The following is a 26,423-nucleotide window of genomic DNA, read 5'->3' as shown; positions in this document are numbered from 1 at the left end:
TACCTCAAGCGCTCTTCTTGCCCCCGCCCAACCGCGACTCCTTGCCCGCCAGCAGGCGCGCGATGTTCTCGCGGTGGCGGTAGAACAGCAGCAGGCTCATCACGCAGATCGCCAACGTGATGCGCGTGTCGCTGTACCAGGCCACACCGCTGACCAGCAGGTAGAACACCGGCGCGAACACGGCCGACACCAGCGAAGCCAGCGACGAATAGCGGAAGAACACCGCGATGATGAGCCAGGTCAGCACCGTGGCCAGCCCCAGCAGCCAGTGCACGCCGAACAGCACGCCCAGCGCCGTGGCCACGCCCTTGCCGCCCTGGAAGCGGAAGAACACCGGGTACAGGTGGCCCAGGAAAGCCGCCAGCCCGACCAGCGCCTGCGTGCCCTCCTCCAGGCCGTAACGCTTGCCATACCAGCCGACCAACGCCACCGGCAGCCAGCCCTTGAGGCCGTCGAGCAGCAGCGTGATGACGGCAGCCTTCTTGCTGCCGGAGCGCAGCACGTTGGTGGCACCGGGGTTCTTGCTGCCGAAGGTGCGCGGATCGCTCAGCCCCATGACGCGGCTCACGATCACGGCGAACGACAACGAGCCGAGCAGGTAGGCGGCCAGCGTGGCCAGGATGGGGTAGATGATGTCCAAGAAAGTCTCCAAACGGTGGCGCATTTTGCCAGCCGCGCAGACCTGTTCCGGCATCTACAGCGGTAAAGCGCAGTCGACGGGCTTCGCGTCCAGCAAGCTTGTCAACACCTGCGGATCGAGCCCGACCAGGTAGCCGCGCCGCCCGCCGTTGATGGCGATGCGCGGCAGCGCGAGGATCGCCGCCTCCACGTAGACCGGCATGGCTTTGCGCGTGGCGAACGGCGAGGTGCCGCCCACCAGGTAGCCGCTGTGCCGGTTCGCCACCTCGGGCCTGCACGGCACGACCGACTTGCAGCCGATCTGCCGTGCCAGGTTCTTCAGCGACACGGCGCGGTTGCCATGCATCAGCACGATCAGCGGCCTGGCGCGCTCGTCTTCCATCACCAGCGTCTTGACCACGGTGAACGGGTCCAGCCCCAGCACTTCGGCGCTGTGCTGGGCGCCACCGTGTTCCACGTAGGCGTAGGGGTGCTCGGTGAAAGCCACGCCGTTCGCACGCAGGAACTGCGTGGCCGGCGTTTCGGAGATGTGCCCTGACTTTGCCATTGATGAACCAAATCAACCTCTCGCGCAAGCTAAGTCAGCGCGAGTAGCTATCAAATCAATAGTAATGTTCGCTTAAAGTGCCGGGTCGCGGATTTCCCAGCGGATCGCGTCGACCGCCGCCAGCACCTCGGGCGACAGCGTCGTACCCCAGGCGTCGAGGTCTTCGTCGAGCTGGGCGACCGTGGTCACGCCGATGATGGTGCTCGCCACCTGCCACTTGGTGTAGCAGAAGGCCAGCGCGAGCTGCGTCGGCGTGAGGCCGTGCTCGCGCGCCAGCGCGTTGTAGCGGCGCGCGGCGACCAGCGCTTCGTGGCGGCCCCAGCGCTGCTTGCGCACGGACTCGTAGCGGCCGATGCGGGCGTTGGCGGGTGCGTCGGGGCCGGTCGTGCCCGAGGCATCGTACTTGCCGGTCAACAGGCCGAAGCCCAGCGGCGAATAGGCCAGCAGCGAAACGCCCAGGCGGTACATGGTTTCGTCCAGGCCGTTTTCCACCGTGCGGTTGATCAGGCAATAGGGGTTCTGCACCGTGGCCACGCGCGGCAGGCCGTGCTGTTCGGCCAGGCGAACGAACTCGTGCACGCCGTAGGGCGTCTCGTTGGACAGACCGATCGCGCGGATCTTGCCGGCCTTGACCAGCGTGGCCATGGCGTCGAGCTGCTCGTGGATCGGCGCCACGGGCAGGTCTTTCTCGGGGTCGAAATACACGTTGCCGAAGGCCGGCACATGGCGGGCGGGCCAGTGGATCTGATAGAGGTCGATGACATCCGTCTGCAGTCGCTTCAGGCTGTCGTTGCAGGCGCCGATGATCTCCGCGCCAGTGAGGTCGGTGCTGCCATTGCGCACCCAGTTCATGCCGCGCGCCGGGCCGGCGACCTTGCTGGCCAGCACGATCTTTTCGCGCGCACCCGGGCGTTTGGCGAACCAGTTGCCGAGGATGGTCTCGGTGTGGCCGTAGGTTTCGGCACGGGCCGGCACCGAATACATCTCGGCGGTGTCGAGGAAATTCACGCCGCGCTCGAGCGAGCGGTCGAGGATGGCGTGCGCGGTGGCCTCGTCGACCTGTTCGCCGAAGGTCATGGTGCCCAGGCAGATCGGGGTCACGCGCAACTCGCTTTGGCCCAGCTGGATTTGGTTCATCACAAAAACTCTCCCATGGGAAACGGGCGAGTTTACGGTTTACTTCGTGAACGCGCCGGGCTCCGTATGATCGCCCGCATGTACACGACCCGCCGAAACTTCCGCAGCGAATATGTGCCCGTGCGCCAGCACACCTACCATGCCTACGTGTGGGGCGAACCGCGGCCCGGCGTGCCGCCGCTGGTGATGGTGCACGGCTGGATGGACGTGGGCGCGAGTTACCAGTTCGTGGTCGATGCGCTGGCCGCCGACCGCCATGTGATCGCGCCCGACTGGCGCGGCTTCGGCCTGACCACCGGCCCGGCGGTGGACAACTACTGGTTTCCCGACTACCTGGCGGATCTCGACTTCCTGCTCGACCACTATGCGGGCGACACCCCGGTCGACCTCGTCGGCCACAGCATGGGCGGCAACGTGGTGATGCAATACGCGGGCGTGCGGCCCGAGCGCATCCGCCGGCTGGTCAACCTGGAAGGCTTCGGCGGCCCGCAGAACCGCGCGGCCCAGGCGCCGGGCCGCTACGCGCGCTGGATCGACGAGCTCAAGGCCTTCCACCGGGGTGACAAGGCCTTGAAGGGTTATCCGGACGCCGACGGCGTGGCGCGCCGACTCATGAAGACCAATCCGCGGCTGGCGCCCGACCGCGCGGCCTGGCTGGCCCGGCACTGGGCGCGGCCCGACGCTCAGGGTAACTGGCAGATCCTGGGCGACCCGGCGCACAAGATCGTGTTCGCCCAGCTCACCCGACTCGACGAGGTGCTGGCGATGTACCAGCGCATCCAGGCGCCGACACTGGCCGTCGACGCGGCCGACGACACCTTCGCGCGCTACTGGCCGGGCCAGTACAGCCTGCCCGAGTTCCACGAACGGCTCAAGCTGGTGCCCAACGTGCGCACCGTCACCCTGCCCGACACCGGCCACATGCTGCACCACGACCAGCCCGAAGCGCTGGCCCGGCTGATCGAGGATTTCCTGCAGGCGTAAACGCACTTGAAGGGCGTGAGAAAATAGCGGATTCGCCTGGACCATCGGTGGTCCGGCTCCCCCCTTCAGAAAGCACATCATGGAAGCAGAACGCGTCAACACCATCGGCAATCAACTCGTCTCGCTGAGCGCGCGCACGGAAGATTTACGGAGGTATCTTTGACTACGATGCCAAAGCCGAACGCCTGAGGACCGTCAACGCCTCGCTGGAAGACCCGAGCGTCTGGAACGATCCGAAGAAAGCCCAGGAACTGGGCAAGGAAAAGAAGTCGCTCGACGCCGTGGTGCTGTCGCTGTCCAAGCTGCAGAGCGAGCTGGCCGACAACACCGAGCTCTTCGAAATGTCGAAGGAAGAAGGCGACGATGACGGCCTGGCCACCATCGAGGCCGAGACCGCCAAGCTCGCCACGGAAGTGGAAGCGCTGGAATTCCGCCGCATGTTCAACAACCCGGCCGACCCGCTGCCCTGCTTCCTGGACATCCAGGCCGGCGCCGGTGGCACGGAAGCCTGCGACTGGGCCAGCATGCTGCTGCGCCAGTACCTTCGCTACGCCGAACGCAAGGGCTTCACGGCCACGGTGGAAGACATTTCCGACGGCGACACCGCTGGCATCAAGGGCGCCACGATCAAGGTCGAGGGCGAATACGCCTTCGGCCTGCTGCGCACCGAAACAGGCGTGCACCGCCTCGTGCGCAAGAGCCCCTTCGACAGCTCGGGCGGCCGCCACACCAGCTTCGCGAGTGTGTTCGTGTACCCGGAAATCGACGACTCGATCGAGATTGAGATCAACCCCGCCGACGTGCGCACCGACACCTTCCGCGCCAGCGGCGCCGGCGGCCAGCACATCAACAAGACCGATTCGGCCGTGCGCCTGACGCACATTCCGACCGGCATCGTGGTGCAGTGCCAGGACGGCCGCAGCCAGCACAGCAACCGCGACGTGGCCTGGAAACGCCTGCGCAGCCGGCTGTACGACTTCGAACTGCGCAAGCAGCAGGAAGCGCAGCAGAAGCTCGAAGACACCAAGACCGACGTGGGCTGGGGCCACCAGATCCGCAGCTACGTGCTGGACAACAGCCGCATCAAGGACCTGCGCACCAACGTCGAAGTCTCGGCCACGCAGAAGGTGCTCGATGGTGACCTGGACATCTTCATCGAAGCCTCTTTGAAGCAGGGCGTTTAATGGCTCCGGCGCAGGAAATACGGGCGGTGGACGCTATCATTTTCGACATGGACGGCACCATGATCGACTCGATGCCGCACCACAGCTCCACCTGGCTCGACTTCGCGCGCAAGCATGAGGTGGCCATGGACATCGCCGAGCTGATGCGCCGCACCACGGGCCGCACCGGCCTCGAATGCGTGCGGCTGATCCTCGACCAGCCCGACATGGACGAGGCCACCGCCTGGGCGCTGGTGCACGAGAAGGAACAGCTGTACCGCGACATCTTCGGCCCGATCTTCCAGGAGGTGGCCGGCTTCAGTGCGTTTTATGCCGCCACCCGCGCACGCGGGCTGAAGGTCGGCGTCGGCACGGCGGGCGACATCCACAATGTCGAATTCGCCATGGGCCATCTGCGCATGAACCCGGCGCCCGACGCCATCGCGCGCGGCGACGAAGGCCTGTCGGGCAAGCCCACGCCGGCCATCTTCCTGGCCGTGGCCGAGCGCATGGGCGTGGCGCCCGAACGCTGCATCGTGTTCGAGGACGCGCCGTTCGGCATCGAAGCGGCGCGCCGCGCCGGCATGCGCGCGGTCGGCATCTGCACGACCAACACCGCTTCAGCCCTGGCCGGCACCCACGTGATCACCTGCGTGCGCGACTACAACGAACTCATCCAAACGAATTTTCTGGAGCACCTCAATGACGCGTGAAGGACAACATTCGGCCATCCACCGGGCGGACTACACCGCCCCGGCTTTCTGGATCGACACTGTCGAACTCTGTTTCGACCTCGACCCGGCCAAGACCCGCGTGCTCAACAAGATGCGCCTGCGCCGCAACGCCGACGTGCCGGCCCAGCCGCTGCGCCTGGATGGCGAGGAACTGAACCTGGCCCGCGTGCTGGTCAACGGCCAGGGCGCGTCGTTCAAGATGGACGGCAACCAGCTCGTGCTGGAAAACCTGCCCGCCGCGGAAGACGGCGCCTTCGACCTGGAAATCTTCACCACCTGCTGCCCGGCGAAGAACACCAAGCTCATGGGCCTGTACGTGAGCAACGACTCGTTCTTCACGCAGTGCGAGGCCGAGGGCTTCCGCCGCATCACCTATTTCCTGGACCGGCCCGACGTGATGGCCAGCTACACCGTGACGCTGCGCGCCGACAAGGCCAAGTACCCGGTGCTGCTGTCCAACGGCAACCTGGTCGAGCAAGGCACGCTCGACGACGGCCGCCACTTCGCCAAGTGGGTTGACCCGTTCAAAAAGCCGAGCTACCTGTTCGCGCTGGTGGCGGGCCAACTCGTGGGCCGCGAGCAGCGCATCACGGCACGCAACGGCCGCGAGCATCTATTGCAGGTCTTCGTGCGCCCCGGCGACCTGGACAAGACCGAACACGCGATGAATTCGCTGATGGCCTCGGTCGCCTGGGACGAAGCCCGCTTCGGCCTGCCGCTGGACCTGGAGCGCTTCATGATCGTCGCCACCAGCGACTTCAACATGGGCGCGATGGAGAACAAGGGCCTGAACATCTTCAACACCAAATACGTGTTGGCGAACCAGGCCACCGCCACCGACACCGACTACAGCAACATCGAGTCGGTGGTGGGCCACGAATATTTCCACAACTGGACCGGCAACCGCGTGACCTGCCGCGACTGGTTCCAGCTGAGCCTGAAGGAAGGCCTGACGGTGTTCCGCGATCAGGAATTCAGCCAGGACCTGTGCCGCGAGCCGTCGGCCCGCGCGGTCAAGCGCATCGAGGACGTGCGTGTGCTGCGCACCGCGCAGTTCCCCGAGGACGCCGGCCCGATGGCGCATCCGGTGCGGCCCGACAGCTACATCGAGATCAACAACTTCTACACCGTCACCATCTACGAAAAAGGCGCCGAAGTCGTTCGCATGATGCAGACGCTGGTGGGACGCGAAGGCTTCGCCAAGGGCATGACGCTGTATTTCGAGCGTTTCGACGGCCAGGCCGTGACCTGCGACGACTTCGCGCAGGCCATCGCCGACGCGAACCCCGATTCCGATCTGGCGCGCCTCTTGCCGCAGTTCAAGCGCTGGTACAGCCAGGCCGGCACGCCACGTGTCCATGCCAGCGGCAGCTTCGATGCCGCCGCGCGCACCTACACGCTGACACTGGGCCAGAGCTGCGCGCCCACGCCGGGCCAGGCCGTGAAGGAGCCGTTCGTGATCCCGGTCAGCCTCGGCCTGGTGGGGGCCGATGGCCGCGAACTCGCGCTGCGCACCATGGATGGCAACACCGTGCCCTCGCCCTACACCTTCGTGATGACCCAGGCCAGCGAAACCCTGACCTTCGTGGACATCGATGCCGAGCCCGTGCCGTCGATCCTGCGCGGCTTCAGCGCGCCGGTGGTGCTCGAGTTCGACTACTCCGACGAACAGCTGCTGACGCTGCTGGCCAATGACATCGACCCATTCAACCGTTGGGAAGCCGGCCAGCGGCTGGCCGTGCGTTCGGCGCTCAAGGCGATTGCCGCCGTGGCCGACCCGGCCCCGCTGCAGCCACTGAACACGGCCTACATCGACGCGATGCGCAGCGTGTTGCGGCACCCGACACTCGACGCGGCCTTCAAGGAACTGGTGCTGACGCTGCCGTCGGAGACCTACATCGCCGAACAGCTCGACGTGGTCGATCCGCAGCGCATCCACGCCGTACGCGAGGCCATGCGCGGCCAGCTCGCGGTGGCGCTGACCGACGACTGGGCCTGGGCCTTCGACGCCCATGCCGACAACGGCGCCTACCAGCCCGACCCGCTCTCGAGCGGCCGCCGCGCCCTGGCCGGCATGGCGCTCACGCACCTGTGCCTGGCCGCTCGCACCACGGGCGATGTGGTCTGGCCCGGCAAGGCCTACCAGCGTTTCAAGGACGCGGGCAACATGACGGACCGCTTCAACGCGCTGGCCGCCCTGGTGGCCAGCGACCACGCGCTCGCCGCCCAGGCCCTGCCCCGCTTCCACGCCATGTTCAAGGACGAGGCCCTGGTGCTCGACAAATGGTTCGCGCTGCAGGCCGGCGCGCCCGACCGCGCGGGCAACATCCTGCCGGCCGTGCGCCAGTTGATGAAACACCCGGACTTCAACCTGCGCAATCCCAACCGCGCGCGCAGCGTGATCTTCAGCTACTGCAGCGCCAACCCCGGCGCCTTCCACCGGCCCGATGCCGCGGGTTATGTGTTCTGGAGCGACCGCGTGATCGAGCTCGACGGCATCAACCCGCAGGTCGCCGCCCGCCTGGCCCGCGCGCTGGACCGCTGGAAGAAGCTCACCGAACCCTACCGCAGCGCGGCGCGCGAGGCCCTGGTGCGCGTCGCCGCCAAGGCCGACCTGAGCAACGACGTGCGCGAAGTCGTGACGCGCGCCCTGGCCGATTGATTTCAACTTTGGAACGGACCCACATGTCTCAAAAAATCTCTCTCACACGCTACCTGGTTGAGCAGCAGCGTGCCGACGGACTGATCCCGTCGCAGTTGCGCCTGCTGCTCGAAGTGGTGGCGCGCGCCTGCAAGAGCATCAGCCAGGCCGTCAACAAAGGCGCGCTCGGCGGCGTGCTCGGTGCAGCCGAAAGCGAAAACGTACAGGGCGAAATCCAGAAGAAGCTGGACATCATCGCCAACGAAGTGCTGATCGAAGCCAACGAATGGGGCGGCCATCTGGCGGCCATGGCCTCGGAAGAGATGGACAGCATCTACGTGGTGCCCAACCGCTATCCGCAAGGCGAATACCTGCTGCTGTTCGATCCGCTCGACGGCTCGAGCAACATCGACGTGAACGTCAGCATCGGCACCATCTTCAGCGTGCTGAAGAAGCCGGAGCCGGCCACGGGCGAGCCGCAGCAGGACGTGAGCGAACAGGACTTCCTGCAGGCCGGCAGCCAGCAGGTGGCCGCGGGTTACTGCGTCTACGGTCCGCAGACCACGCTGGTGCTGACGGTGGGCAACGGTGTGGCCATGTTCACCCTGGACCGCGAGCAGGGTTCCTTCGTGCTCACGCAGGAGAACGTGCGCATTCCCGAAGACACCAAGGAATTCGCGATCAACATGAGCAACATGCGCCACTGGGACACGCCGGTGAAACGCTACATCGACGAATGCCTGGAAGGCAAGGACGGCCCGCGCGGCAAGGACTTCAACATGCGCTGGATCGCCAGCATGGTCGCCGACGTGCACCGCATCCTCACCCGCGGCGGCGTGTTTCTCTACCCGTGGGACAAACGCGAGCCTGAAAAGCCAGGCAAGCTGCGCCTGATGTACGAGGCCAACCCCATGAGCTGGCTCGTCGAACAGGCCGGCGGCGCCGCCACGAACGGCAAGGAACGCATCCTCGACATCCCACCGACCAAGCTGCATCAACGCGTCAGCGTGATATTGGGCTCAAAAAATGAGGTCGAGCGCGCCACGGGGTATCACTCCGCGCTATAATTCGAGGCTGTGCCGGTGTAGCTCAGTCGGTAGAGCAGCTCATTCGTAATGAGAAGGTCGGGTGTTCGATTCATCTCTCCGGCACCACAGTTGATCAAAAGCCCCGCTATCTTTCGGTAGCGGGGCTTTTTTGATGCCAATCGCATGACATCAAGCAGGTGATCAGCGCACCTTGAACCTGCGTATCAACGCAAGACCCGCCAAACCGAGGCCAAGCAGCGCGAGGGAATTGGGTTCGGGCACCTGCGTGGTCGATGCGAAGCGGTATCCGGCCACACCCAGTTCATCGAAACCTGGATCAAGATCGCGCAGGTGCATTTCGATGACGATCTTGTAGCTCGGGTCATAAAGGGCGTCGTACAGGTTGAACTGAGGCATCACGACGAAATAGTCCGGCTTGCCTGAACCCGAATTGGCGTTGACCGAATACGTGGTGCCCGACGTGGTGGTCGTACCGCTGAAATCACACGGCGGTGCGTTCGTTCCACTGCCCGGGCCGACGACAAATGAACTGCAGGACGTGACGTACGAAGTCTGGTCGTAGATGCCGTTGGCATTGGTATCGAATGCGTAAGAGACCACCTGGGTGGCGCCGTTGTAGACAGCGACCCGCCCCGAGGCCCGCAAATTGGGCGTGGCGTTGGCGCCTTCACTTTCGTTGTGATCGAAGTACAGCATCATCTGCGCACCGCCGAGGGCCGTACGCATGGCGCCCACCGTGCCGGCATCTGAATTGAGACCCCAGGTGCCATCGAACTGAGTGCAATTGCCGCCGCCGCAAGCTGATAGTGGATTTTCGAAGGGTGTGGTGTTGGTGGCGCCTCCGGCACCCGTGTAGACCAGCACGGGAATGTTGCCGGTTCCGGTGCTGAACAGGTAGTTGCCGTAACTGCTCGGCACATAACCACCGGCTTGCAGCTGGCTCAGCAGCCCCGCGGAATACACCAGTCCCTGGTCGTAGGTCTGATTCGTCGGCACCCCATCCGCAGAAGACCCCGGATTGGGCAGGGTGACAACGGCAACGGCGTGGGCTGGGTTCAAGAAGGCGATTCCAGCACATAGCACGACTGCACCGAGTGTCGTTCGGGAGGTTTTCATCTTATATGTCTCCGGTTATGAGGTATCTGCACAGCAGGCATAAAGCATGCCGTTTAGGAAAACTCTTTTGAAAACAAAACAATTGATCCGAAAAACCGGCACCATTCGCCCACCATGTAAGTCAAATCGACAATCGCATACTGTTGAGCAACATGATTTGGACTCGATCGCAGATGAAAACCTCACGCCAGGTACCCAATCCAGTCATCGATACCGCACGCTGTACGGGCTGCGGCTGGTGTGTGCCGACCTGCCATCTGCACCTGCTGTCGCTGGAACGCCAAGGCTGGGAAAAGTTTTCCGTGCTGAGCAACGCCGACGCCTGCACGGGTTGCACCAAGTGTGCGGTGCGTTGCCCTTTCGGCGCGATCACGATGCAGCCCTCGCCGGACTGACTTTCCGGCTTTCAGTTCGCCTTGAGGAACACGTCGTGGTCGGGTGCGAAGTTGGCGTGCAGCGGCAGCATCGCGCCTCCCAGGGCGCAGGCCTGGGCGCCGGCCCTGCCGCCGTGCAGTTGCGGCGGCCACATGCCTTCCCAGTTGCACAGCGCGAGCGCCGCACGCGTCTGCGCCAGCAGCGCGTCGAGCAGTTCGCGCGACATCGACCCGTCCATCACCACGTGCCCGAGGTCGAGCACGGCGGTACCGCTGGCGATGGCGTGGGCCAATGCCCGCGCCGCCCGCACCAGCCAAGCCTGCGTGATTTCGGCGAAAGGTGCCTGCAGCGCACGTGCATCGTAGGCGGCGGTGGCGTCCAGGCCGGCCTGGTCGTAGCGCTGTTCCAACTCCCACAACGAAGCTTCGTCGATGAGCTGGCCGCCGGCCTCGTCGCCGCGCGCCGGCTGCATCGGCAATGAGGCCAGCGCGCCGGCATTGCCATGGACGCCGGCGTGCAGGTGCGAATTGATGACCAGCCCGCCCCCCACGAAGGTGTCGACGAAGATGTACAGGAAGCTTTTCAGGTCGTGTCCACGGCCGCTGACCAGTTCGGCCACGCAGGCGGCGGCCGTGTCGCGTGCGAAACTCACGGGCAGGTCGGTGCGCGACTGCACCTCGGCGCCAAGGTTCATCTGGTTCCAGACGTCGGACTGCGGCTGGGACAGGCCAAGCGTGCGGTGCCAGCCACCGAGCTGGAACGGCGCGGCCAGACCCACGCCCACGGTGCGGCCGGCGAGTGGCCCGAGCCCATCGCGCAGCCGCTGGATGTGGCGCGCCACGGCGGGCAGCAGCTTCTTGGCATCGGGAAACGCATAGGTCATCACATGCTGCTCGCGCACCCGCGCGGCGAAGTCGATCAGCAGCCATTCGCAGCCGCGCCGGCCGACCTTGATGCCGATGGCGAAGGCACCGTCGGGGTTCAGCGCCAGCGGCACCGACGGCTGGCCGATGCGGCCGCGCACACGGCTTTGCTTGACGATGAGCTGGTCTTCTTCGAGCCGCGCGGTGATCAGGCCGATGGTCTGCGCGCTGAGACCGGTGAGCCGCGCCAGATCGGCCTTGGGCAGGCTGCGGTGCATGCGCAGCGCTTGCAGCACCACGCGCTCGTTGAACTGGCGCATGCCGACCTGGTTCGAGCCGCGCGGGCGCAGCAGGTCGGGCGGCGTTGCAGCCTCAGACATGTTCGGCACCACCCTTCGCCCGGCTAGGCCAGGGCCTCGGCGGGCAGTTCGCTCGCCGACATCGCCCCGGTCATCACCGCCACGGTGTCGCTCATGCTGATGTTGCGCGGGTTCAGCACGGCGGCGCGCTTGCCCAGGCGGGCCACGTGGATGCGATCGGCGATCTCGAACACGTGCGGCATGTTGTGGCTGATCAGCACCACCGGCAGGCCCTTGTCGCGCACGCGCCGGATCAGTTCGAGGACCATGTTGCCCTCCTTCACGCCGAGAGCGGCGGTGGGCTCGTCGAGGATCACCACGTGTTCGGCGAAGGCCGCGGCGCGGGCCACGGCCACGCACTGGCGCTGCCCGCCGGACAGGGTTTCCACCGCCTGCAGCATGGAGCGGATGCCGACCTTGAGGTCGTTCATGCGCGCGATGCTGATCTCGAGCATCTTCTTCTTGTCGAGCATGCGCAACACGTTGCCGGCGAAGCCTTCGCGCCGGATCTCGCGGCCGAGGAACAGGTTTTCGGCGATGGTCATGGCCGGCGCCACGGCCAGGTCCTGGTAGACGGTCTCGATGCCTTCGCGGCGCGCGTCGATCGGGCCCTTGAAGCGGATTGGCTTGCCGTCGAGCAGCAGTTCGCCCTCGTCGGGCACCGTCGCGCCTGAAAGGCATTTGATCAGCGAGGACTTGCCGGCGCCGTTGTCGCCGATCACCGCCAGGATCTCACCCGCGCGCAATTCGAAGTCGGCGCCGTCGAGCGCCGTGACCTGGCCATAGCGCTTCACCAGCCCGCGGGCCTGCAGGACGATTCGATGTTCGGCCATCAGCGGCCTCCTTTGCGCGAGAGTTGATCCACCGTGACCGCCAGGATCACCAGGATGCCAGTGATCAGCACCTGATAGACCGACGACACGCCCATGAGGGTCAGGCCGTTCCTCAGCACGCCGACCACGACGGCACCGATCAGCGAGCCCAACACCACGCCACGGCCACCGAAGAGGCTGGTGCCGCCCAGCACCACGGCGGTGATGGCATCGAGGTTTTCGGTCTGGCCCGCGTTCGGGTCGCCGACACCGGTGCGCGCCACGGACAGCAGCGAGGCGATGCCGTAGAACACGCCGGCCAGCACATACACGCCCAGCAGGATGCGTTCCGGCGGAATGCCCACCAGCCGCGTGGCCTCGGGGTTGTTGCCCACCGCGTAGACGTGCCGGCCCGGCGCGGTCTCGCGCAGCCAGAACCACACGCCGAGGTAGAGCAGCACCATCAGCACCGTGCCATAGGCCACGTTGGCGCCGCCGATGGCGAAGGTGCTGCCCAGCCAGGTCATCACCGGCGACACCTCGGTGACGGTCTGCGCACCGGAGTAAAGCTGGGTGATGGCGAAGGCGATGTTGAAGGTGCCCAGCGTCACGATGAACGGCGGCAGCTTGATGCGGGTGACGAGCAGGCCGTTGACCAGGCCGAACAGCGCCGTGACCGCGATGCCGGCCAGGATAGCCAGCGGTGCCGGCACGCCGGAATCGGCCGCCAGCTTGGTCATCACGATGCTGCCCAGCGCCATGATCATGCCGCACGACAGGTCGATGCCGGCGGTCAGGATGATCAGCGTCTGGCCGATGGCGATCACGCCCACCACCATCACCTGCTGCAGGATCAGCGAGAAGTTGTCGGCGCTGAAGAAGCGCTCGGTCGTCATCCCGAACACCGTGCAGGCGATCACGAGCGCGATGAACGGGCCGAGCTGCCCGAGCGGAGGGAGTTTGTGCTTCAGGTTATCCACGTGTGTTCCCTGTGGCGTTGCCGCTTACTTCTTTCCCCAGCAGAGTTCTGTGCCGACCTTGGTGTCCTTGCTGTCGATGCCGGCCACAGGTTTCGCGGCGATCAGGGTCACGCCGGTGTCGGTGTAACCGCTCACCTTCTTCCCGGTCTTCGCGTATTCGATGCCGGCGGCCACGCCCATGGCGGCCATCTTCAGCGGGTACTGTTGCGAGGTGGCCGCGATCTTGCCGCCGGCCACGTCCTTGATGCCGTCGCAGCCGCCATCGACCGAGACGATCATCACGCCCTTTTCCTTGCCGGCTTTCTGCAAGGCATTGAAGGCACCGGCGGCGGCGGGTTCGTTGATGGTGTAGACCAGGTTGATGTCGGGATTCTTCTGCAGGCAGTTTTCCATCGCCGTCTGGCCCTTGGCCCGGTCGCCGAAGCTGTCGGCCATGCACACCACCTCGGCCGGTTTGGCAAGTTCGTTGTTCTTCGCATCGAAGCTGGCCAGGCCGAAGCCCTTGAGGAACCCGTTGTGACGCTGTGCGCCGACCGGGTGGCCGGGCAGCAGGTCGAGCGTGGCGATCTTCACCGGTTTGCCCGGTGCGCTCGCGGCCAGCGCGGCCTTGGCGTATTCGCCGATCAGCACGCCCGCCTTGTAGTTGTCGGTGGCGAACAGCGCGTCCGTGCTTTCCTGCGGGTCGGTCGGGCTGTCGAGCGCGATCACCATCACGCCCTTGGCCTGCGCCTTCTTGATGGCGGGAATGATGGCCTTGGAGTCGCTCGGCGTGATCATGATGGTCTTAGCGCCAGCGGCAATCATGTTCTCCATGGCCGCGATCTGGCCGGCGTTATCGCCGTCCGCCTTACCCGCGGCGCTCAGCAGTTTCGCACCCCGGGCCTTGGCTTCGGCCGTCGCGCCCTCCTTCATCTTCACGAAGAAGGGATTGGTTTCCGTCTTGGTGATGAGGCCGATGACCGGTTCGTCGGCGGCGATGGCATGGGACGCGGCCAGGGCGGCGGCGAAGGAAAGGGCGGCCGCGGCCAGGGTGGATCGCTTGCTGAGCATGGGTTGTCTCCAGTGTGTGGGTGAAACTGCCGGATCCCGTGAGTGACGCGAGGTGGGCAGCGGGCATGGCAACTATAGGCGGCCTCGACTAATTAAATCAAGTTGTTATAGTTAGTGATTACCCGAAGAACAGCCCCCGCAAAACCATCGCACCAAGTATTTGCGCATCGCGTCAACGCCTTGAGGTCGGGCGGCGTTGAAGCACTCTCTCACCAACTTCCGGAGACGGATCCATGTTTCAAAAAACCTTCCTGGCCCTTTCCCTTGCTGGCCTGACCGCACTCGGCAGCGTCGCCATGGCCCAGACCGCAGCGCCTGCACCCGCCCCCGCGGCGCCGATGGCCCAACCGGCCCCGGCAGCACCCGGCCCCGTTGCCCGCGCCGAAGAAGGCGTGAAGAAAGCCGGCCGTGCCACCAAGCGCGGTGTCAAGAAGGCCGGCGCCGCTACCAAGCGCGGCGCGAAGAAGGTCGGCGCAGCCGTCACCAACACGGGTGACGCCATCGGCAAGAAGCTCGGCCCCGATCCCCGCCCCGTGAAGAACAACACTGAAAAGATCAAGAACAACAGCTGAGCTCCCGCTCGACTGTCCCCACGAAAGCGGATCGGCGCCAGCCGGTCCGCTTTTTTCGTTCAGGGCGATGCGATACGCCGACTTGTGGCCGACCCCGGCCTCGCACTCGTCCCCAGATCGCGCTATAATCCAAGGCTTTACTGAATATGCGCGCATCGGCCCTCGATGCCGCGCCGGTTCGGTAGATTCCTTACCGCCACGAACACCGGTCCTTTGCACCCAGCAAGCCGAGCGTGGCGAGGTGCGGCAAACGCCGTTAATCACGGGGCAGCGCACATCAAGCTGCACCGTTTCGATTGGAGTGTCCTCATGGCACGTGTATGCGAAGTAACGGGCAAAGGCCCGATGACGGGGAACAACGTTTCCCACGCCAACAACAAGACCAAGCGTCGGTTCCTGCCGAACCTGCAATACCGCCGTTTCTGGGTCGAGACCGAAAACCGCTGGGTGCGCCTGCGCATCTCCAACGCCGGTCTGCGTTTGATCGACAAGAACGGTATCGATTCTGTGCTCGCCGATCTGCGCGCACGTGGCCAAGCATAAGGAGCAGCACCATGGCAACCAAAGGCGGACGCGAAAAAATCAAGCTGGAATCCACTGCCGGCACCGGTCACTTCTACACCACGACGAAGAACAAGAAGACCATGCCCGAGAAGATGCTCATCAGCAAATTCGACCCCAAGGCCCGCAAGCATGTGGACTACAAGGAAATCAAGCTGAAGTGATTCGGCGCACTCCACGGAGTGCCATCCCACGAAAAACCCGCTGCGTCCCAGCGGGTTTTTTGTTGCGCGATGCTTGCAGCCTGCGATGCGCCATGAGGCGCCCGGCACGAAAGGAGCATCGCGCCTAAAATGGGGCAGTGACTTCCATTCTCAATGCCGACCTCCACTGCCATTCGGTCGTCTCCGACGGCACCCTGACGCCCGAGCAACTCGCCGAGCGCGCCAAGGCCAACGGTGTCGAGCTGTGGGCGCTGACGGACCACGACGAAATCGGCGGCCAGGCGCGCGCGGCGGCCGCAGCCCGGGCCAACGGCCTGAAATACCTCACCGGCGCCGAAATTTCGGTGACCTTCGCCGGTGAAACCGTGCACATCGTCGGCCTGGGCTTCGACGCCGAGGACCCGCGCATGGTGCAGGGCCTGATCGATACCCGTGGCGGCCGCGACAAGCGCGCGCACGAAATGTCCGACGGGCTGGCCAAGGTCGGCATCAAGGGCGCGTACGAAGGCGCGCTCACCTTCGCTGGCAATCCCGAGCTGATCTCGCGCACGCATTTCGCCCGTTTCCTCGTGGAATCCGGCGTTTGCACCGACACCTACGAGGTGTTCCGCAAATACCTCACCGAGGGCAAGCCCGGCTACGTGCCGCACCGCTGGGCCTCGCTCAAGGACGCGGTGACCTGGATCACCCAGACCGGCGGCATCGCCGTGATCGCACACCCCGGCCGCTACAAGTTCACCGCCAACGAGGAGTACGCGCTCTTCAGCGAATTCAAGGCGCATGGCGGCCGTGCCGTCGAGGTGGTGACAGGCAGCCACACGCCGGCCGAATACGTGGAATACGCGGCCGTGGCCAAGGAATTCGGCCTGGCCGCCTCGCGCGGCAGCGACTTCCACAGCCCGGACGAGAGCCATACCGATCTCGGCACCCTGCCCTATCTGCCGGGTGATCTGACGCCGGTGTGGGAACTGCTGGCGGACCGCATCCAGTGAACCGCCCCGGTTCGGCGCTGACCGGTATCGCCCTCGTCACCACGGCGATGGCCTTCTTCGCCACCCTCGACACCATCACCAAGTTTGTCAGCACCAGCGTGCCGCTGCTGATGGCGCTGTGGTTTCGCTACGTGTTCCAGGCATTGGCCACCACCGCCGCGATATTGCCGAGGCGCGGTCTGTCGCTGCTGCGCACCCGGCATCCGAAGTTCCAGTGCCTGCGCGGCCTGCTGCTGCTGACCAGCAGCGCGCTGGCCTTCTTCAGCCTCAAATACATGCCGGTGGCCGAATTCACGGCGATCGTGATGATCACGCCACTGGTCATCACCCTGCTCGCCGCCACGGCCCTGAAGGAACGCGTCTCGCCGCTGCGCTGGCTGCTGGTGGCCGGGGGCTTCGCCGGGACACTGGTCATCATCCGGCCGGGCGGCGAATCCTTCACCTGGGCCATGCTGCTGCCCCTCGGGCTCATCGCGGCCAACGCCTGGTTCCAGATCCTCACCAGCAAGCTGGCCAAGACCGAAGACCCGGTCACCATGCATTTCTACACGGGCTGGGTCGGTACCCTGGTCGCCTCGCTGGCCCTGCCCTTTGTCTGGGCGTCACTGGGCGCCTGGCAGCTGTGGCTGGGCCTGGTGATGATGGGCATGCTTGGCACGGTGGGGCATTTCATGCTGATCCTGGCCTATGCGCGCACGCCCGCGGCCACGCTCACGCCTTTCCTCTACGGCCAGATCGGCTTCGCGATGCTCGCGGGCTGGCTGGCTTTCTCCCATATCCCGGACCGCTGGTCGCTTGCCGGCATCGCGCTGGTCACGGTCTGCGGCGGCATCGGCGCCTGGCTCACCGTGCGCGAAGGCCGCGTAGCGGTGCAACCGGTCCCGCCCGGCGAGGGCTAAACAGAAGACCCCATGGCACAGTATTTCGAAGTCCACCCCGAAAACCCGCAGCCGCGCCTGCTCAAGCAGGCCGTGGCCCTGCTGTCGAACGGCGGCATCGTCGCCGTGCCGACTGACTCCAGTTACGCACTGGTCTGCCACCTCGATGACAAAGCGGCCGCCGATCACCTGCGGCGCATCCGCGGCGTGGACGACAAGCACCACCTCACACTGCTGTGCCGCGACCTCAGCGAGCTGGCCAACTACGCCCGCGTCGACAACAAGCAGTACCGACTGCTCAAAGCCGCCACACCCGGCCCCTACACCTTCATCCTCGAGGCCAGCAAGGAAGTGCCGCGTCGCGTGAGCCACCCCTCCCGCAAGACCATCGGCCTGCGCGTACCCGAGCACAAGACCCTGCAGGACCTGCTCGCCTTGCTCGGTGCGCCCCTGCTCGCCACCACGCTGATCCCACCCGGCGAGACCGAGCCGATGAACGACGCCAACGAGATCCGCGACCGCTTCGAACACCAGCTCGCCGCCGTGATCGATGCCGGCGCTTGCCCGCTGGAGCCCACCACGGTGATCGACCTCACCGAGATGGGCACGGGCGGCGATGCCGTGCTGGTGCGCCAGGGCCGCGGTGCGCTGGGCGCCATCGGCTTGTAGCCATCACCGCCCAGGCCATCCTTTCTCGGGCGTCCACGCGGGCGCCCTGCTTTTTTTGCGCTTTCACTGTCTGAGACAATTCGCCTGTGGATATCCAACTCATTCAAACCATCCTGATCTACGCCCTGCCCGTGTTGTTCGCCATCACGGTGCACGAGGCTGCGCACGGCTATGCCGCGCGACACTTCGGCGACAACACCGCCTACATGCTCGGGCGCATGACGCTCAACCCGATCAAGCACATCGACCCGGTCGGCACCATCCTCATGCCGCTGATGCTGTACTTCGCCACGTCGGGTGCCTTCTTGTTCGGCTATGCCAAACCCGTACCGGTGAACTTCGGCCATCTGCGCAATCCGAAGCGCGACATGATCTGGGTCGCACTGGCCGGACCGGGCGCCAACCTGGTCCAGGCCTTCCTCTGGGGCCTGCTGCTGCACGTCCTGGTGGCCGCAGGCGTCACCGAGCCTTTTTTCCTGAAGATGTGCCAGGGCGGCATGCTGGTCAACGTGGTGATGTTCGCGTTCAACCTGTTCCCCCTGCCGCCGCTCGACGGCGGCCGCATCCTCGTCGGCCTGCTGCCCTACCGCCAGGCGGCGGCGGTGTCGCGCATCGAGCCCTGGGGTTTCTTCATCGTGATGGCACTGGTGATCGCCGGCGTCGTCAGTACCCTGTGGATGCGTCCGGTCATGGGCCTGACCTTCGACCTGCTGGACATCCTTCTCTTCCCCGCGACCCTGCTGCTCCGATAATTTTCCTATGACTTCCCTGCGCGTCCTCACCGGCATCACCACCTCGGGCACACCCCACCTCGGCAACTACGTCGGCGCGATCCGCCCCGCCGTCCGCGCCAGCCTGGTGTCGGGCAGCGAAAGCTTCTACTTCCTGGCCGACTATCACGCCCTGATCAAGATCGACGAGCCGGCGCGCATCCAGCAGTCCACGCTCGAGATCGCCGCGACCTGGCTCGCCGCGGGGCTTGACCCGGCCCGCGTGACCTTCTACCGCCAGTCCGACATCCCCGAGATCCCGGAACTCACCTGGCTGCTCACCTGCGTCACGGCCAAGGGCATCCTGAACCGCGCCCATGCCTACAAGGCCTCGGTCGACAAGAACAACGCAGCCGGTGAAGACCCGGACGCCGACATCAACGCCGGCCTGTTCATGTACCCGGTGCTGATGGCCGCCGACATCCTGATGTTCAACGCGCACAAGGTGCCGGTGGGCCGCGACCAGATCCAGCACATCGAAATGGCGCGCGACATCGCCCAGCGCTTCAACCACCTGTACGGCGAACATTTCGTGCTGCCGGAGGCGGCGATCGAGGAGTCCGTGGCCACGCTGCCGGGCCTGGACGGCCGCAAGATGAGCAAGAGCTACGACAACACGATCCCGCTGTTCACGCCGCGCGAACAGCTGCGCAAGCTGATCGCCGGCATCGTCACCGATTCGCGCGCGCCCGGCGAGCCCAAGGACACCGAGGGCTCGGCCCTGTTCCAGATCTACCAGGCCTTCGCCACGCCCGAGGAAACCGAGACCTTGCGCAAAGCCTATGCCGACGGCATCGCCTGGGGCGACGCCAAGCAGATGCTGTTCGAACGCATCGACCAGGAAGTCGCACCGATGCGCGCCACTTACCAGTCTTTCATCGACAACCCGGGCAAGCTCGAAGACATCCTGCTGGCCGGCGCCGCGAAGGCGCGCAAACTCGCGACGCCGTTCACCGCCGACCTGCGCCGCGCGGTGGGCCTGCGCAATCTGACCACACAAGCCAAGGGCAAAGCCGCCAAGGCCGGCAAGGCCGCGCTGCCTTCGTTCAAGCAATACCGCGAGGCCGATGGCCTGTTCCGCTTCAAGTTCGTCGACGCGCACGGCCGGCTGCTGCTGCAGAGCACGGCATTCGCTTCCCCCAAGGACGCGGGCCAGGCGATTGCGCAGTTGCAGCGCGATGGCGAATCGGCGCTGCAAGCGCTGCAGCCGCAGCTGGAACATGTCGACGGCGTGCAGGCGGGCGAGGTCGCCGCGGCGCTGCGGCAACTCGCCGCGGCCAACGCATAGCGCCAACAGGCGGATGAAGGGCCGGTCTGCCGGCCAATTTCCGGTTTAAGCACGGACCGCGCGGCCTGAAAATGCGGCGATGGCCTTCGTCTCGTCCCTGCTGCGCCGCGCGCCTGCCGCGCTGGCGGCCATCCTGGCCGGTTGCGCCGGCTCGCCCGAACTCCAGCGTCCACCGCTGCCGGTGCCAGCCCAGTGGCCGGCTTCTGTCGTGGGCGGCGCGACCACGGGCCAGCGCGAAGCCGTCAAGACGCACTGGCGTCATTTCTTCACCGACCCACGGCTGCAGGCGCTGATCACCCAGGCGCTCGAGCAGAACCGCGACCTGCGCGTGGCGGCGGCGCGGGTCGAGGAAGCACGCGCGCAATGGGGCATCGTGCGCGCCGACCGCACCCCCACCGTCAACCTCATCGGCCAGGCCAGCGTCACGCACACGCAGTCCGACCTGGACACCAGTGCCAGCAACCGGCGTTTCGACCTCACCTTGTCCGCCGTGTCGTACGAGGTGGATTTCTGGGGCCGGCTGGCCGGCCTGTCGGACGCCGCCCGACGCAGTTTCCTGGCCTCGCAGGAAGCGCGCCGCGCCGTGCACCTCTCGCTGGTCGCTGACGTGGCCACCGCCTACTACACGTTGCTGCAGATGAACGAGCTCACGGCGCTCGCCCGCGCCACCGTGACCTCGCGCGAGAACTCGCTGGCGCTGGTCAACGAGGGCCGCAAGATCGGCGCCGCCTACGATTTCGAACTCGAACAGGCCGAGGGCCTGCTGGAAGCCTCGCGCGCCAACCTCGCCGCGCTCGACCACCAGCGCACGGTGGCGATGAACTGGCTCAACTACCTCGTCGGCGGCGAACCCGCAGCCATGCCACCGGGCAAGAGACTCGACCAGCAGGGGCTCGACAGCGAACTCACCGCCGGCATGCCGGGCGAGGTGCTGCTGATGCGGCCCGACGTCATGGCCGCCGAACAACGCCTCGTGGCGGCGCATGCCAATATCGACGCGGCGCGTGCCGCCTTTCTGCCCAAGATCCTGCTCACCGCCGGCATCGGCGCGGCCAGCTCCGGCCTCGCCAGCCTGTTCAACGCCGGTGCCTGGGCCTTCCAGCCGGTGATCTCGCTGCCGATCTTCGACGGCGGCCGCGGCGAGGCCAGTCTCGACGTGGCCAAGGCGCGCGAGGTCGTGGCCGTGGCCGATTACGAAAAAACCATCCAGCTCGCGTTCCGCGAAGTGTCCGACCAGCTTTCGGCACGCGCTTCGCTGGCGGTGCAGATGCGGGCCTCCGAGGCCAACCTGCGCGCCCAGCGCCGCCGACTGGAGATCGCGCGCGCGCGCTTCGACGGCGGCATGACCGGCTACCTCGACGTGCTGGAGAGCGAACGCGAAGTGATGGGCGCTTTGCAGATCAACACCCAGATCCGCCGCGCGCAACTCGAGGCCGCCGCCTCGCTGTACAAGGCGCTCGGCGGCGGCACGCAGGGCAACGAAGTCACGCTTTCGGCGCGGTGACAGCCACCTCGCCCGTGCGTGCAGAATCCATACCCATGTCCGTCACTGAAACCCTGATCCGCGCCATCGGCCTGCAGAACCAGGCCCAGCCCGAGGCCGCCGCAGCGCTGTTCCACGAGGTGCTGGCCGCCGACAGCCACAACGCCGCCGCGCTCTACTCGCTCACCGTGATCGCGATGCAGGGCGGCAACGTCCAGGCGGCGCTGGCGCTGTGCGAACGCGGCCTTCTGCACAACCCGCAGTTCGCGCCGCTGCACTATGTGCACGGTGCCGTGCTGCAGGCGCTGGACCGCAAGGTAGAAGCGCTGCAAAGCTTCGACGCCGCGCTGGCGCTGCAACCCGACCACGTGGAGGCCCTGCTCAACAGCGGTGTGCTGCTGCGCAACATGTTCCGCCATCAGGAGGCGCTGGAGCGTTTCAACCGCGTCGTGACGCTCGATCCGAACCACGTCACCGCGCTCGGCAACTTCGGCATCCTGCTCACCGAGTTCAAGCAGAGCGAACAGGCGATCAAGGCCTTCGAGCGCCTGCTCGAACTCGCGCCCGGCTACGACTACGCACCCGGCCTGCTGTTCTACGAACGCATGCACCTCTGCGACTGGCGCGACTTCGACGGCCTCACCCAGCGCCTGACCGACGGCGTGCGCGCGGGCCGGCGCAGTTGCAAGTCGCTGGCCTTCATGTCGGCCTCGGACAACGCCGCCGACCACCTGCAGGCCGCCAAGATATTCGCCAGCCACTACTGCCCACCCAAGCCCGTGGTGTTGTGGAACGGTGAACGCGACCGTCATCGCAAAATCCGCCTGGCCTATGTGTCGCCCGACTTCCGCGAGCACCCGGTGGGCCACCTGATGGCGGGGGTTTTCGAGCGGCACGACAAGGCGCGTTTCGAGACCATCGCCATCTCGCTGGGCGTTGACGACCAGAGCCGGTTGCGCGCGCGCATGACGCAGGCCTTCGACCGCTTCGTCGACGCGCGCGCCATGGGCTCGGTGGAGATCGCCGCCCTGATGCGCGAGATGGAGGTCGATATCGCCGTCGACCTGGGCGGCTACACCTCGGACACGCGCACCGACATCTTCGCGCACCGCCCGGCGCCGGTGCAGGTCAACTACCTCGGCTACCCCGGCAGCATGGGCACGCCCTACCATGACTACATCGTGGCCGACCGCCACACCATCCCGCCCGAACACCAGGCGTTCTACACCGAGCGCGTCGCCTACCTGCCCGACACCTACCTGCCGACCGACAACAGCGTGCGCATCTCGGAACACACGCCGAGCCGCGCCGAATGCGGCCTGCCCGAACACGGCTTCGTGTTCTGCTCGTTCAGCCACGACTACAAGATCTCGCCGCCGGTGTTCGACGTATGGATGCGCCTGCTGGCGCAGGTGCCCGGCAGCGTGTTGTGGCTGGTTTCGCGCGGCGAGGTGGCGCAGCGCAACCTGCGCCGCGAGGCCGAGGCGCGCGGGATCGACGCGGCGCGGCTCATCTTCGCGGGCCGCGTGCCGCTGGTGGAAGACCACCTCGCGCGCTACCGCCAGGCCGACCTGTTCCTCGACACGCATCCCTACAACGCCCACACCACCGCGGCGGACGCGCTGATGGCCGGTCTGCCGGTGGTGACTTACATGGGCGGCGCCTTCCCCGCACGCGTGGCCGGCAGCCTGCTGCATGCGCTCGGCGTGCCCGAGCTCGTGGCGCACAGCCTGGCCGGCTACGAGGCGCTGGCGCTTTCGCTGGCGCGCGAGCCGGCGGCCCTGGCCGCGGTGAAAGCCAAGGTGGCGGCGCATGCGCAGACACACGCGCTGTTCGACACCGGCCGCTTCTGCAGCAACCTCGAAGCCGTCTTCATCGCCATGTGGCGCGCCCAGGAACTCGGCGACGTGACCGATGAAATCGGCCTGCCACGGAGTCGAACTTGCGCATCGGACTGATCCAGACCCGTGGCATCGGCGACATCGTCATCGCCGCGCCCATCGCCCAGCACTTCGTGGATCAGGGCCACGAAGTGCTGTGGCCGGTCGATAGGCGCTTCCAGCCTTTCGTGCAGGCGGCGTTTCCAGAGATCCGGTTCCTCGCGGTGGACACCGGCGAAACCGGCGATGCCACGCGCGCCTACTTCTACGACACGCCGGCGGCACTGCTGCAGGCCGCTGGCTGCGAACAGGTTTTCTGCCTCTACTCCTACCTCTCGGGCCTGGACGTGGTGAACGCCAGACTCGCGAAGTCGCTGAAGTTCGACGAATACAAATACGCCGTCGCCGGCGTGCCGTTCGCGCGCAAGTGGCAGCTGCGCGTGAGCCGCGATGCAGCGCGTGAACAGGCGCTGTTCGAGTGGCTCGACATCCGAGGCCCTTACGCCCTGCTGCACGAATTCGGCTCCAACTTCCGGCTGCAGATCGAGCTGCCACCCGACATCACCGCGTCGCACCAGGTCGTGCGCATCAGCGAACTCTCGAGCAACCCGTTCGACTGGCTCGGCGTGATCGAGCGTGCCTCGCTGTTCGCCTGCGTGGACAGCTGCTTCGCCAACCTGGCCGAACAACTCGACCTCTGCGCCCGGAAGTTCCTCTTCCTGCGCTCGGACATCGGCTTCACGCCGGTGTTCAGGAACAACTGGCAATTCAGATAATCACCGACACCGAAAGCAGGCCATGAAACTCAACCTCGGCAGCGGCGCCAAAACCATCGACGGTTTCCTCAATGTCGACAAATACCCCACCGCCACCACCGACCTCGTGGTCGACCTCGAAGCCACGCCGTGGCCGTGGGAAAACGATTCCGTGGACGAGGTGAAGTTCATCCATTCGCTCGAACACATGGGCCGCGACACCGAGACCTACCTCAACATCATCCGCGAGCTCTACCGCGTGTGCCGTAACGGCGCGGTGATCGCCATCCACGTGCCGCACCCGCGCCACGACAACTACCTCGGCGACCCGACCCATGTGCGGCCGATCACGCCGCAGTCGCTCACGCTGTTCGACCGGCAGAAGAACGACGAATGGGCCGCGGGCGGCATCTCCTCGGCCACGCCGCTGGCGCACTACATCGGCGTCGATTTCTGGATCTCGCAGCTCACCACCGTGCTCGACCCGGTGTACTACCAGAAGTACGCCAGCGGAGAGCTCAGCATGGACCAGCTCAACGAACGCGCGCGTGAGCTGAACAACGTGATCGCCGAATACCACATCACCTGGACGGTGCGCAAACCAGCCACGGCCGGCGCGGCATGATCGATTTCAGCATCTGCATCCCGAGCTTCAACCGCGCGCCGTTGCTGCGGCGTTGCCTCGCGCACCTCGCTGCGTTCGAGGACCCGCGCTTCGAGGTGCTGGTGGGCGACAACGCCTCCACCGACGACACGCCGGATGTGGTGGCCGAGATGCAGCCACAGTTCGCGCACCTCGTCTACCTGCGGCACGCCGAGAACATCGGCTTCGCCCGCAACATGGATGCGCTGCTGCGCCGCGCCACGCGGCGGTTCATCTACATCCTCAACGACGACGACATGGTGTTCGAGCAGGCGCTCGGCCTGGCCGCCAGCATCATGGACGGCACGCCGTCCGTCGTGGCGGTGATCGGGCAGTACCTGAGCCTGCGCCAGCTCGATGCCGCCCTGCGCATCGACTACAGCGGCGCGGTGGCCACGCTCGTGCCGCGCGGGGCGCAGGCCGCGCTGCTGCAGAACCTGTCGATCTGCGACGGCCACCCCATCCTGCGCCGCGAGGTGTTCGAACGCCACTGCGCCTACCTGGACCGCACCGGCACGCTGATCCCGCTGTACTTCACGCTGCTCGCGCAGGGCGACCTGTGCGTGGTCGACAAGCCTTTTTTCCAGCACCTGACCAACGGCAACAGCCTGACCAGCCGCATGGGCGAGGCCTGGTTCCTCGACATGGCCAACGCCGACATCGAACTGGCGGTGGCCAGCTGCCTCGATCTGCTGCCGCCCGAGGCGCTGCCCGGCGCGCGGCAGAAGCTGCTGCACACCCTGTACTTCCAGGCCGCGCGCATGGCAGTAGGCCAGAAGTCGCCGTACCTGCTGTGGATGTTCCTGCGGCGCTGGACGGCACTGGGCCAGCCCGACGACAGCCTGCTGCTGAAGTGCGAACACCACTTCATGCACGACTTCCTGGTGCAGCGCCTTGGCGCCGTGGTGCGCGACACCCAGGCCGCGACGCTGCACGTCATCGCTTCGCCGCCATTGGAAGCGGTGCTTGCCGAGGTCCGGCAACACATGCCCGCGCTGCGATGTGTGCCGTACGAGCCGGCTCACGCGCCAGCGGACGACGACTACCTGGCCTGCGCCGAACGCGCAGCCGGGGATGCGCCAGGCGCCGCGCGCCAGCTGGTGCTCGTCGAATGGTTTGCGCAGTTGCGCCTGACGCGGCACCCCGCACGGCTCAGCGTGCAAGGCTTGCGGGTGGTGGTGGATTACGACACGGCCGAGGCCCGGGCCGCGCTGGCCGAGCCGTCGCAGGCCTTCACGGTGATCTGCGCGCCGTACTCCGCCATCGGCGCATAAAAAAACCCGCAGGCCTGGAAGACCCGCGGGTGGCGGCGGCCGAGC

At 66.0% G+C, this 26,423-nt stretch carries 27 protein-coding genes and 1 tRNA gene; 20 read left to right on the top strand and 8 right to left on the bottom strand.

The genetic code is table 11. The features are described 5' to 3' along the window. Nucleotides 1–4 precede the first annotated feature (4 nt). From plsY to RD110_RS09210, 3 genes are all read right to left on the bottom strand, one after another. On the bottom strand, nucleotides 5–640 hold the full coding sequence (gene plsY / locus RD110_RS09220) for a glycerol-3-phosphate 1-O-acyltransferase PlsY (RefSeq protein ID WP_076204700.1): 636 nt from the start codon (nucleotides 638–640) through the stop codon (nucleotides 5–7). Nucleotides 641–694: 54 nt separating this feature from the next. Next, on the bottom strand, nucleotides 695–1,186 hold the full coding sequence (locus RD110_RS09215) for an aminoacyl-tRNA deacylase (protein WP_076198782.1): 492 nt from the start codon (nucleotides 1,184–1,186) through the stop codon (nucleotides 695–697). Nucleotides 1,187–1,258: 72 nt separating this feature from the next. After that, a complete protein-coding gene (locus RD110_RS09210) occupies nucleotides 1,259–2,323 on the bottom strand; it encodes an aldo/keto reductase (RefSeq protein WP_076198780.1) in 1,065 nt (354 codons plus the stop codon). A gap of 78 nt (nucleotides 2,324–2,401) precedes the next feature. Between RD110_RS09210 and RD110_RS09205 the strand changes: the two genes are divergently transcribed. The 6 genes from RD110_RS09205 (at nucleotide 2,402) to RD110_RS09180 (ending at nucleotide 8,999) form a co-directional block, all read left to right on the top strand. Beyond that, complete coding sequence (locus RD110_RS09205) at nucleotides 2,402–3,307, top strand: alpha/beta fold hydrolase (protein WP_076204697.1); 906 nt, start codon at nucleotides 2,402–2,404, stop codon at nucleotides 3,305–3,307. A gap of 79 nt (nucleotides 3,308–3,386) precedes the next feature. Continuing rightward, nucleotides 3,387–4,491 (top strand): peptide chain release factor 2 gene (gene prfB / locus RD110_RS09200; RefSeq protein ID WP_157900104.1). Its coding sequence is split into 2 segments (ribosomal slippage): nucleotides 3,387–3,467 and nucleotides 3,469–4,491, totalling 1,104 coding nucleotides; the frame shifts between segments, so codons are not numbered across the junction. After that, nucleotides 4,491–5,183, top strand: coding sequence for an HAD family hydrolase (locus RD110_RS09195; RefSeq protein WP_076198778.1), 693 nt, complete (start codon nucleotides 4,491–4,493; stop codon nucleotides 5,181–5,183). Before prfB ends, RD110_RS09195 begins: the two co-directional genes overlap by 1 nt. Continuing rightward, complete coding sequence (gene pepN, locus RD110_RS09190; protein WP_076198776.1) at nucleotides 5,173–7,866, top strand: aminopeptidase N; 2,694 nt, start codon at nucleotides 5,173–5,175, stop codon at nucleotides 7,864–7,866. Before RD110_RS09195 ends, pepN begins: the two co-directional genes overlap by 11 nt. A 23-nt stretch (nucleotides 7,867–7,889) precedes the next feature. After that, nucleotides 7,890–8,912, top strand: a complete 1,023-nt coding sequence (locus tag RD110_RS09185) for a class 1 fructose-bisphosphatase (protein ID WP_076198774.1) — start codon at nucleotides 7,890–7,892, stop codon at nucleotides 8,910–8,912. Between the two features lie 11 nt (nucleotides 8,913–8,923). Then, nucleotides 8,924–8,999, top strand: a tRNA-Thr gene (locus tag RD110_RS09180). Nucleotides 9,000–9,074: 75 nt separating this feature from the next. Here RD110_RS09180 and RD110_RS28530 read toward each other — a convergent pair. Then, entirely contained in the window at nucleotides 9,075–9,953 is an 879-nt protein-coding gene (locus RD110_RS28530) for a PEP-CTERM sorting domain-containing protein (protein ID WP_239467205.1), read from the bottom strand. A 230-nt stretch (nucleotides 9,954–10,183) separates the two neighbouring features. On the opposite strand from RD110_RS28530, the gene RD110_RS09170 reads away from it, so the two are divergent. After that, nucleotides 10,184–10,405 (top strand): ATP-binding protein, encoded by a 222-nt coding sequence (locus RD110_RS09170; RefSeq protein WP_076198770.1) that lies wholly within the window; start codon nucleotides 10,184–10,186, stop codon nucleotides 10,403–10,405. A gap of 11 nt (nucleotides 10,406–10,416) precedes the next feature. On the opposite strand, the gene RD110_RS09165 is transcribed toward RD110_RS09170, so the two are convergent. Genes RD110_RS09165 through RD110_RS09150 form a run of 4 tightly spaced genes read right to left on the bottom strand, consistent with a single transcriptional unit; the run spans nucleotide 10,417 to nucleotide 14,449 of the window. Then, nucleotides 10,417–11,628, bottom strand: coding sequence for an ROK family transcriptional regulator (locus RD110_RS09165; protein ID WP_076204695.1), 1,212 nt, complete (start codon nucleotides 11,626–11,628; stop codon nucleotides 10,417–10,419). Nucleotides 11,629–11,651: 23 nt separating this feature from the next. Next, complete coding sequence (locus RD110_RS09160) at nucleotides 11,652–12,440, bottom strand: ATP-binding cassette domain-containing protein (protein ID WP_076198768.1); 789 nt, start codon at nucleotides 12,438–12,440, stop codon at nucleotides 11,652–11,654. Beyond that, nucleotides 12,440–13,399, bottom strand: a complete 960-nt coding sequence (locus RD110_RS09155; protein WP_076198766.1) for an ABC transporter permease — start codon at nucleotides 13,397–13,399, stop codon at nucleotides 12,440–12,442. Before RD110_RS09155 ends, RD110_RS09160 begins: the two co-directional genes overlap by 1 nt. Nucleotides 13,400–13,423: 24 nt before the next feature. Beyond that, nucleotides 13,424–14,449: a sugar ABC transporter substrate-binding protein gene (locus RD110_RS09150; protein ID WP_076198764.1), complete on the bottom strand. Its 1,026-nt coding sequence runs from the start codon at nucleotides 14,447–14,449 to the stop codon at nucleotides 13,424–13,426. 233 nt (nucleotides 14,450–14,682) lie between these two features. Between RD110_RS09150 and RD110_RS28235 the strand changes: the two genes are divergently transcribed. The 13 genes from RD110_RS28235 (at nucleotide 14,683) to RD110_RS09085 (ending at nucleotide 26,378) form a co-directional block, all read left to right on the top strand. Beyond that, nucleotides 14,683–15,021, top strand: coding sequence for a hypothetical protein (locus tag RD110_RS28235; protein WP_076198762.1), 339 nt, complete (start codon nucleotides 14,683–14,685; stop codon nucleotides 15,019–15,021). 309 nt (nucleotides 15,022–15,330) lie between these two features. Further along, nucleotides 15,331–15,564 (top strand): 50S ribosomal protein L28, encoded by a 234-nt coding sequence (rpmB, locus tag RD110_RS09140; RefSeq protein ID WP_076198760.1) that lies wholly within the window; start codon nucleotides 15,331–15,333, stop codon nucleotides 15,562–15,564. A gap of 11 nt (nucleotides 15,565–15,575) precedes the next feature. Beyond that, complete coding sequence (rpmG, locus tag RD110_RS09135; protein WP_076198758.1) at nucleotides 15,576–15,746, top strand: 50S ribosomal protein L33; 171 nt, start codon at nucleotides 15,576–15,578, stop codon at nucleotides 15,744–15,746. 137 nt (nucleotides 15,747–15,883) lie between these two features. Beyond that, nucleotides 15,884–16,738: a 3',5'-nucleoside bisphosphate phosphatase gene (locus RD110_RS09130; protein WP_076198755.1), complete on the top strand. Its 855-nt coding sequence runs from the start codon at nucleotides 15,884–15,886 to the stop codon at nucleotides 16,736–16,738. A gap of 47 nt (nucleotides 16,739–16,785) precedes the next feature. Continuing rightward, nucleotides 16,786–17,637 (top strand): DMT family transporter, encoded by an 852-nt coding sequence (locus tag RD110_RS09125; RefSeq protein ID WP_239467274.1) that lies wholly within the window; start codon nucleotides 16,786–16,788, stop codon nucleotides 17,635–17,637. A 12-nt stretch (nucleotides 17,638–17,649) separates the two neighbouring features. After that, a complete protein-coding gene (locus RD110_RS09120) occupies nucleotides 17,650–18,285 on the top strand; it encodes an L-threonylcarbamoyladenylate synthase (protein WP_076198751.1) in 636 nt (211 codons plus the stop codon). A gap of 86 nt (nucleotides 18,286–18,371) precedes the next feature. Further along, complete coding sequence (locus RD110_RS09115; protein WP_076198749.1) at nucleotides 18,372–19,037, top strand: site-2 protease family protein; 666 nt, start codon at nucleotides 18,372–18,374, stop codon at nucleotides 19,035–19,037. Between the two features lie 7 nt (nucleotides 19,038–19,044). Continuing rightward, nucleotides 19,045–20,343, top strand: a complete 1,299-nt coding sequence (locus tag RD110_RS09110; protein ID WP_076198747.1) for a tryptophan--tRNA ligase — start codon at nucleotides 19,045–19,047, stop codon at nucleotides 20,341–20,343. Between the two features lie 79 nt (nucleotides 20,344–20,422). After that, the gene (locus RD110_RS09105; protein WP_076198745.1) at nucleotides 20,423–21,847 is read left to right on the top strand and encodes an efflux transporter outer membrane subunit; all 1,425 of its coding nucleotides are present in this window, start codon (nucleotides 20,423–20,425) and stop codon (nucleotides 21,845–21,847) included. A gap of 35 nt (nucleotides 21,848–21,882) precedes the next feature. After that, a complete protein-coding gene (locus RD110_RS09100; RefSeq protein WP_076198743.1) occupies nucleotides 21,883–23,784 on the top strand; it encodes an O-linked N-acetylglucosamine transferase, SPINDLY family protein in 1,902 nt (633 codons plus the stop codon). Further along, nucleotides 23,769–24,482, top strand: a complete 714-nt coding sequence (locus RD110_RS09095) for a hypothetical protein (protein ID WP_076198741.1) — start codon at nucleotides 23,769–23,771, stop codon at nucleotides 24,480–24,482. Before RD110_RS09100 ends, RD110_RS09095 begins: the two co-directional genes overlap by 16 nt. Before the next feature lie 22 nt (nucleotides 24,483–24,504). Then, nucleotides 24,505–25,086 (top strand): class I SAM-dependent methyltransferase, encoded by a 582-nt coding sequence (locus RD110_RS09090; RefSeq protein WP_076198739.1) that lies wholly within the window; start codon nucleotides 24,505–24,507, stop codon nucleotides 25,084–25,086. Next, complete coding sequence (locus RD110_RS09085) at nucleotides 25,083–26,378, top strand: glycosyltransferase family 2 protein (RefSeq protein ID WP_076198737.1); 1,296 nt, start codon at nucleotides 25,083–25,085, stop codon at nucleotides 26,376–26,378. The genes RD110_RS09090 and RD110_RS09085 overlap by 4 nt, the downstream gene beginning before the upstream one ends. Nucleotides 26,379–26,423 lie beyond the last annotated feature (45 nt).

The sequence above is a fragment of the Rhodoferax koreense genome (genome assembly GCF_001955695.1).
In the GTDB taxonomy this organism is placed as follows: domain Bacteria; phylum Pseudomonadota; class Gammaproteobacteria; order Burkholderiales; family Burkholderiaceae_C; genus Rhodoferax_B; species Rhodoferax_B koreensis.
This window is presented reverse-complemented; position numbering and strand designations above follow the sequence as displayed.

Excerpts from the sequence above, each read along its gene's own strand:
- RD110_RS09215 (WP_076198782.1), bottom strand. The coding sequence starts at position 1,186 with ATGGCAAAGTCAGGGCACATCTCCGAAACGCCGGCCACGCAGTTCCTG.
- RD110_RS09210 (WP_076198780.1), bottom strand. The coding sequence starts at position 2,323 with ATGAACCAAATCCAGCTGGGCCAAAGCGAGTTGCGCGTGACCCCGATC.
- RD110_RS09205 (WP_076204697.1), top strand. The coding sequence starts at position 2,402 with ATGTACACGACCCGCCGAAACTTCCGCAGCGAATATGTGCCCGTGCGC.
- RD110_RS09195 (WP_076198778.1), top strand. The coding sequence starts at position 4,491 with ATGGCTCCGGCGCAGGAAATACGGGCGGTGGACGCTATCATTTTCGAC.
- pepN (WP_076198776.1), top strand. The coding sequence starts at position 5,173 with ATGACGCGTGAAGGACAACATTCGGCCATCCACCGGGCGGACTACACC.
- RD110_RS09185 (WP_076198774.1), top strand. The coding sequence starts at position 7,890 with ATGTCTCAAAAAATCTCTCTCACACGCTACCTGGTTGAGCAGCAGCGT.
- RD110_RS09170 (WP_076198770.1), top strand. The coding sequence starts at position 10,184 with ATGAAAACCTCACGCCAGGTACCCAATCCAGTCATCGATACCGCACGC.
- RD110_RS09165 (WP_076204695.1), bottom strand. The coding sequence starts at position 11,628 with ATGTCTGAGGCTGCAACGCCGCCCGACCTGCTGCGCCCGCGCGGCTCG.
- RD110_RS09160 (WP_076198768.1), bottom strand. The coding sequence starts at position 12,440 with ATGGCCGAACATCGAATCGTCCTGCAGGCCCGCGGGCTGGTGAAGCGC.
- RD110_RS09150 (WP_076198764.1), bottom strand. The coding sequence starts at position 14,449 with ATGCTCAGCAAGCGATCCACCCTGGCCGCGGCCGCCCTTTCCTTCGCC.
- RD110_RS28235 (WP_076198762.1), top strand. The coding sequence starts at position 14,683 with ATGTTTCAAAAAACCTTCCTGGCCCTTTCCCTTGCTGGCCTGACCGCA.
- rpmB (WP_076198760.1), top strand. The coding sequence starts at position 15,331 with ATGGCACGTGTATGCGAAGTAACGGGCAAAGGCCCGATGACGGGGAAC.
- rpmG (WP_076198758.1), top strand. The coding sequence starts at position 15,576 with ATGGCAACCAAAGGCGGACGCGAAAAAATCAAGCTGGAATCCACTGCC.
- RD110_RS09125 (WP_239467274.1), top strand. The coding sequence starts at position 16,786 with ATGGCCTTCTTCGCCACCCTCGACACCATCACCAAGTTTGTCAGCACC.
- RD110_RS09120 (WP_076198751.1), top strand. The coding sequence starts at position 17,650 with ATGGCACAGTATTTCGAAGTCCACCCCGAAAACCCGCAGCCGCGCCTG.
- RD110_RS09110 (WP_076198747.1), top strand. The coding sequence starts at position 19,045 with ATGACTTCCCTGCGCGTCCTCACCGGCATCACCACCTCGGGCACACCC.
- RD110_RS09105 (WP_076198745.1), top strand. The coding sequence starts at position 20,423 with ATGGCCTTCGTCTCGTCCCTGCTGCGCCGCGCGCCTGCCGCGCTGGCG.
- RD110_RS09100 (WP_076198743.1), top strand. The coding sequence starts at position 21,883 with ATGTCCGTCACTGAAACCCTGATCCGCGCCATCGGCCTGCAGAACCAG.
- RD110_RS09090 (WP_076198739.1), top strand. The coding sequence starts at position 24,505 with ATGAAACTCAACCTCGGCAGCGGCGCCAAAACCATCGACGGTTTCCTC.
- RD110_RS09085 (WP_076198737.1), top strand. The coding sequence starts at position 25,083 with ATGATCGATTTCAGCATCTGCATCCCGAGCTTCAACCGCGCGCCGTTG.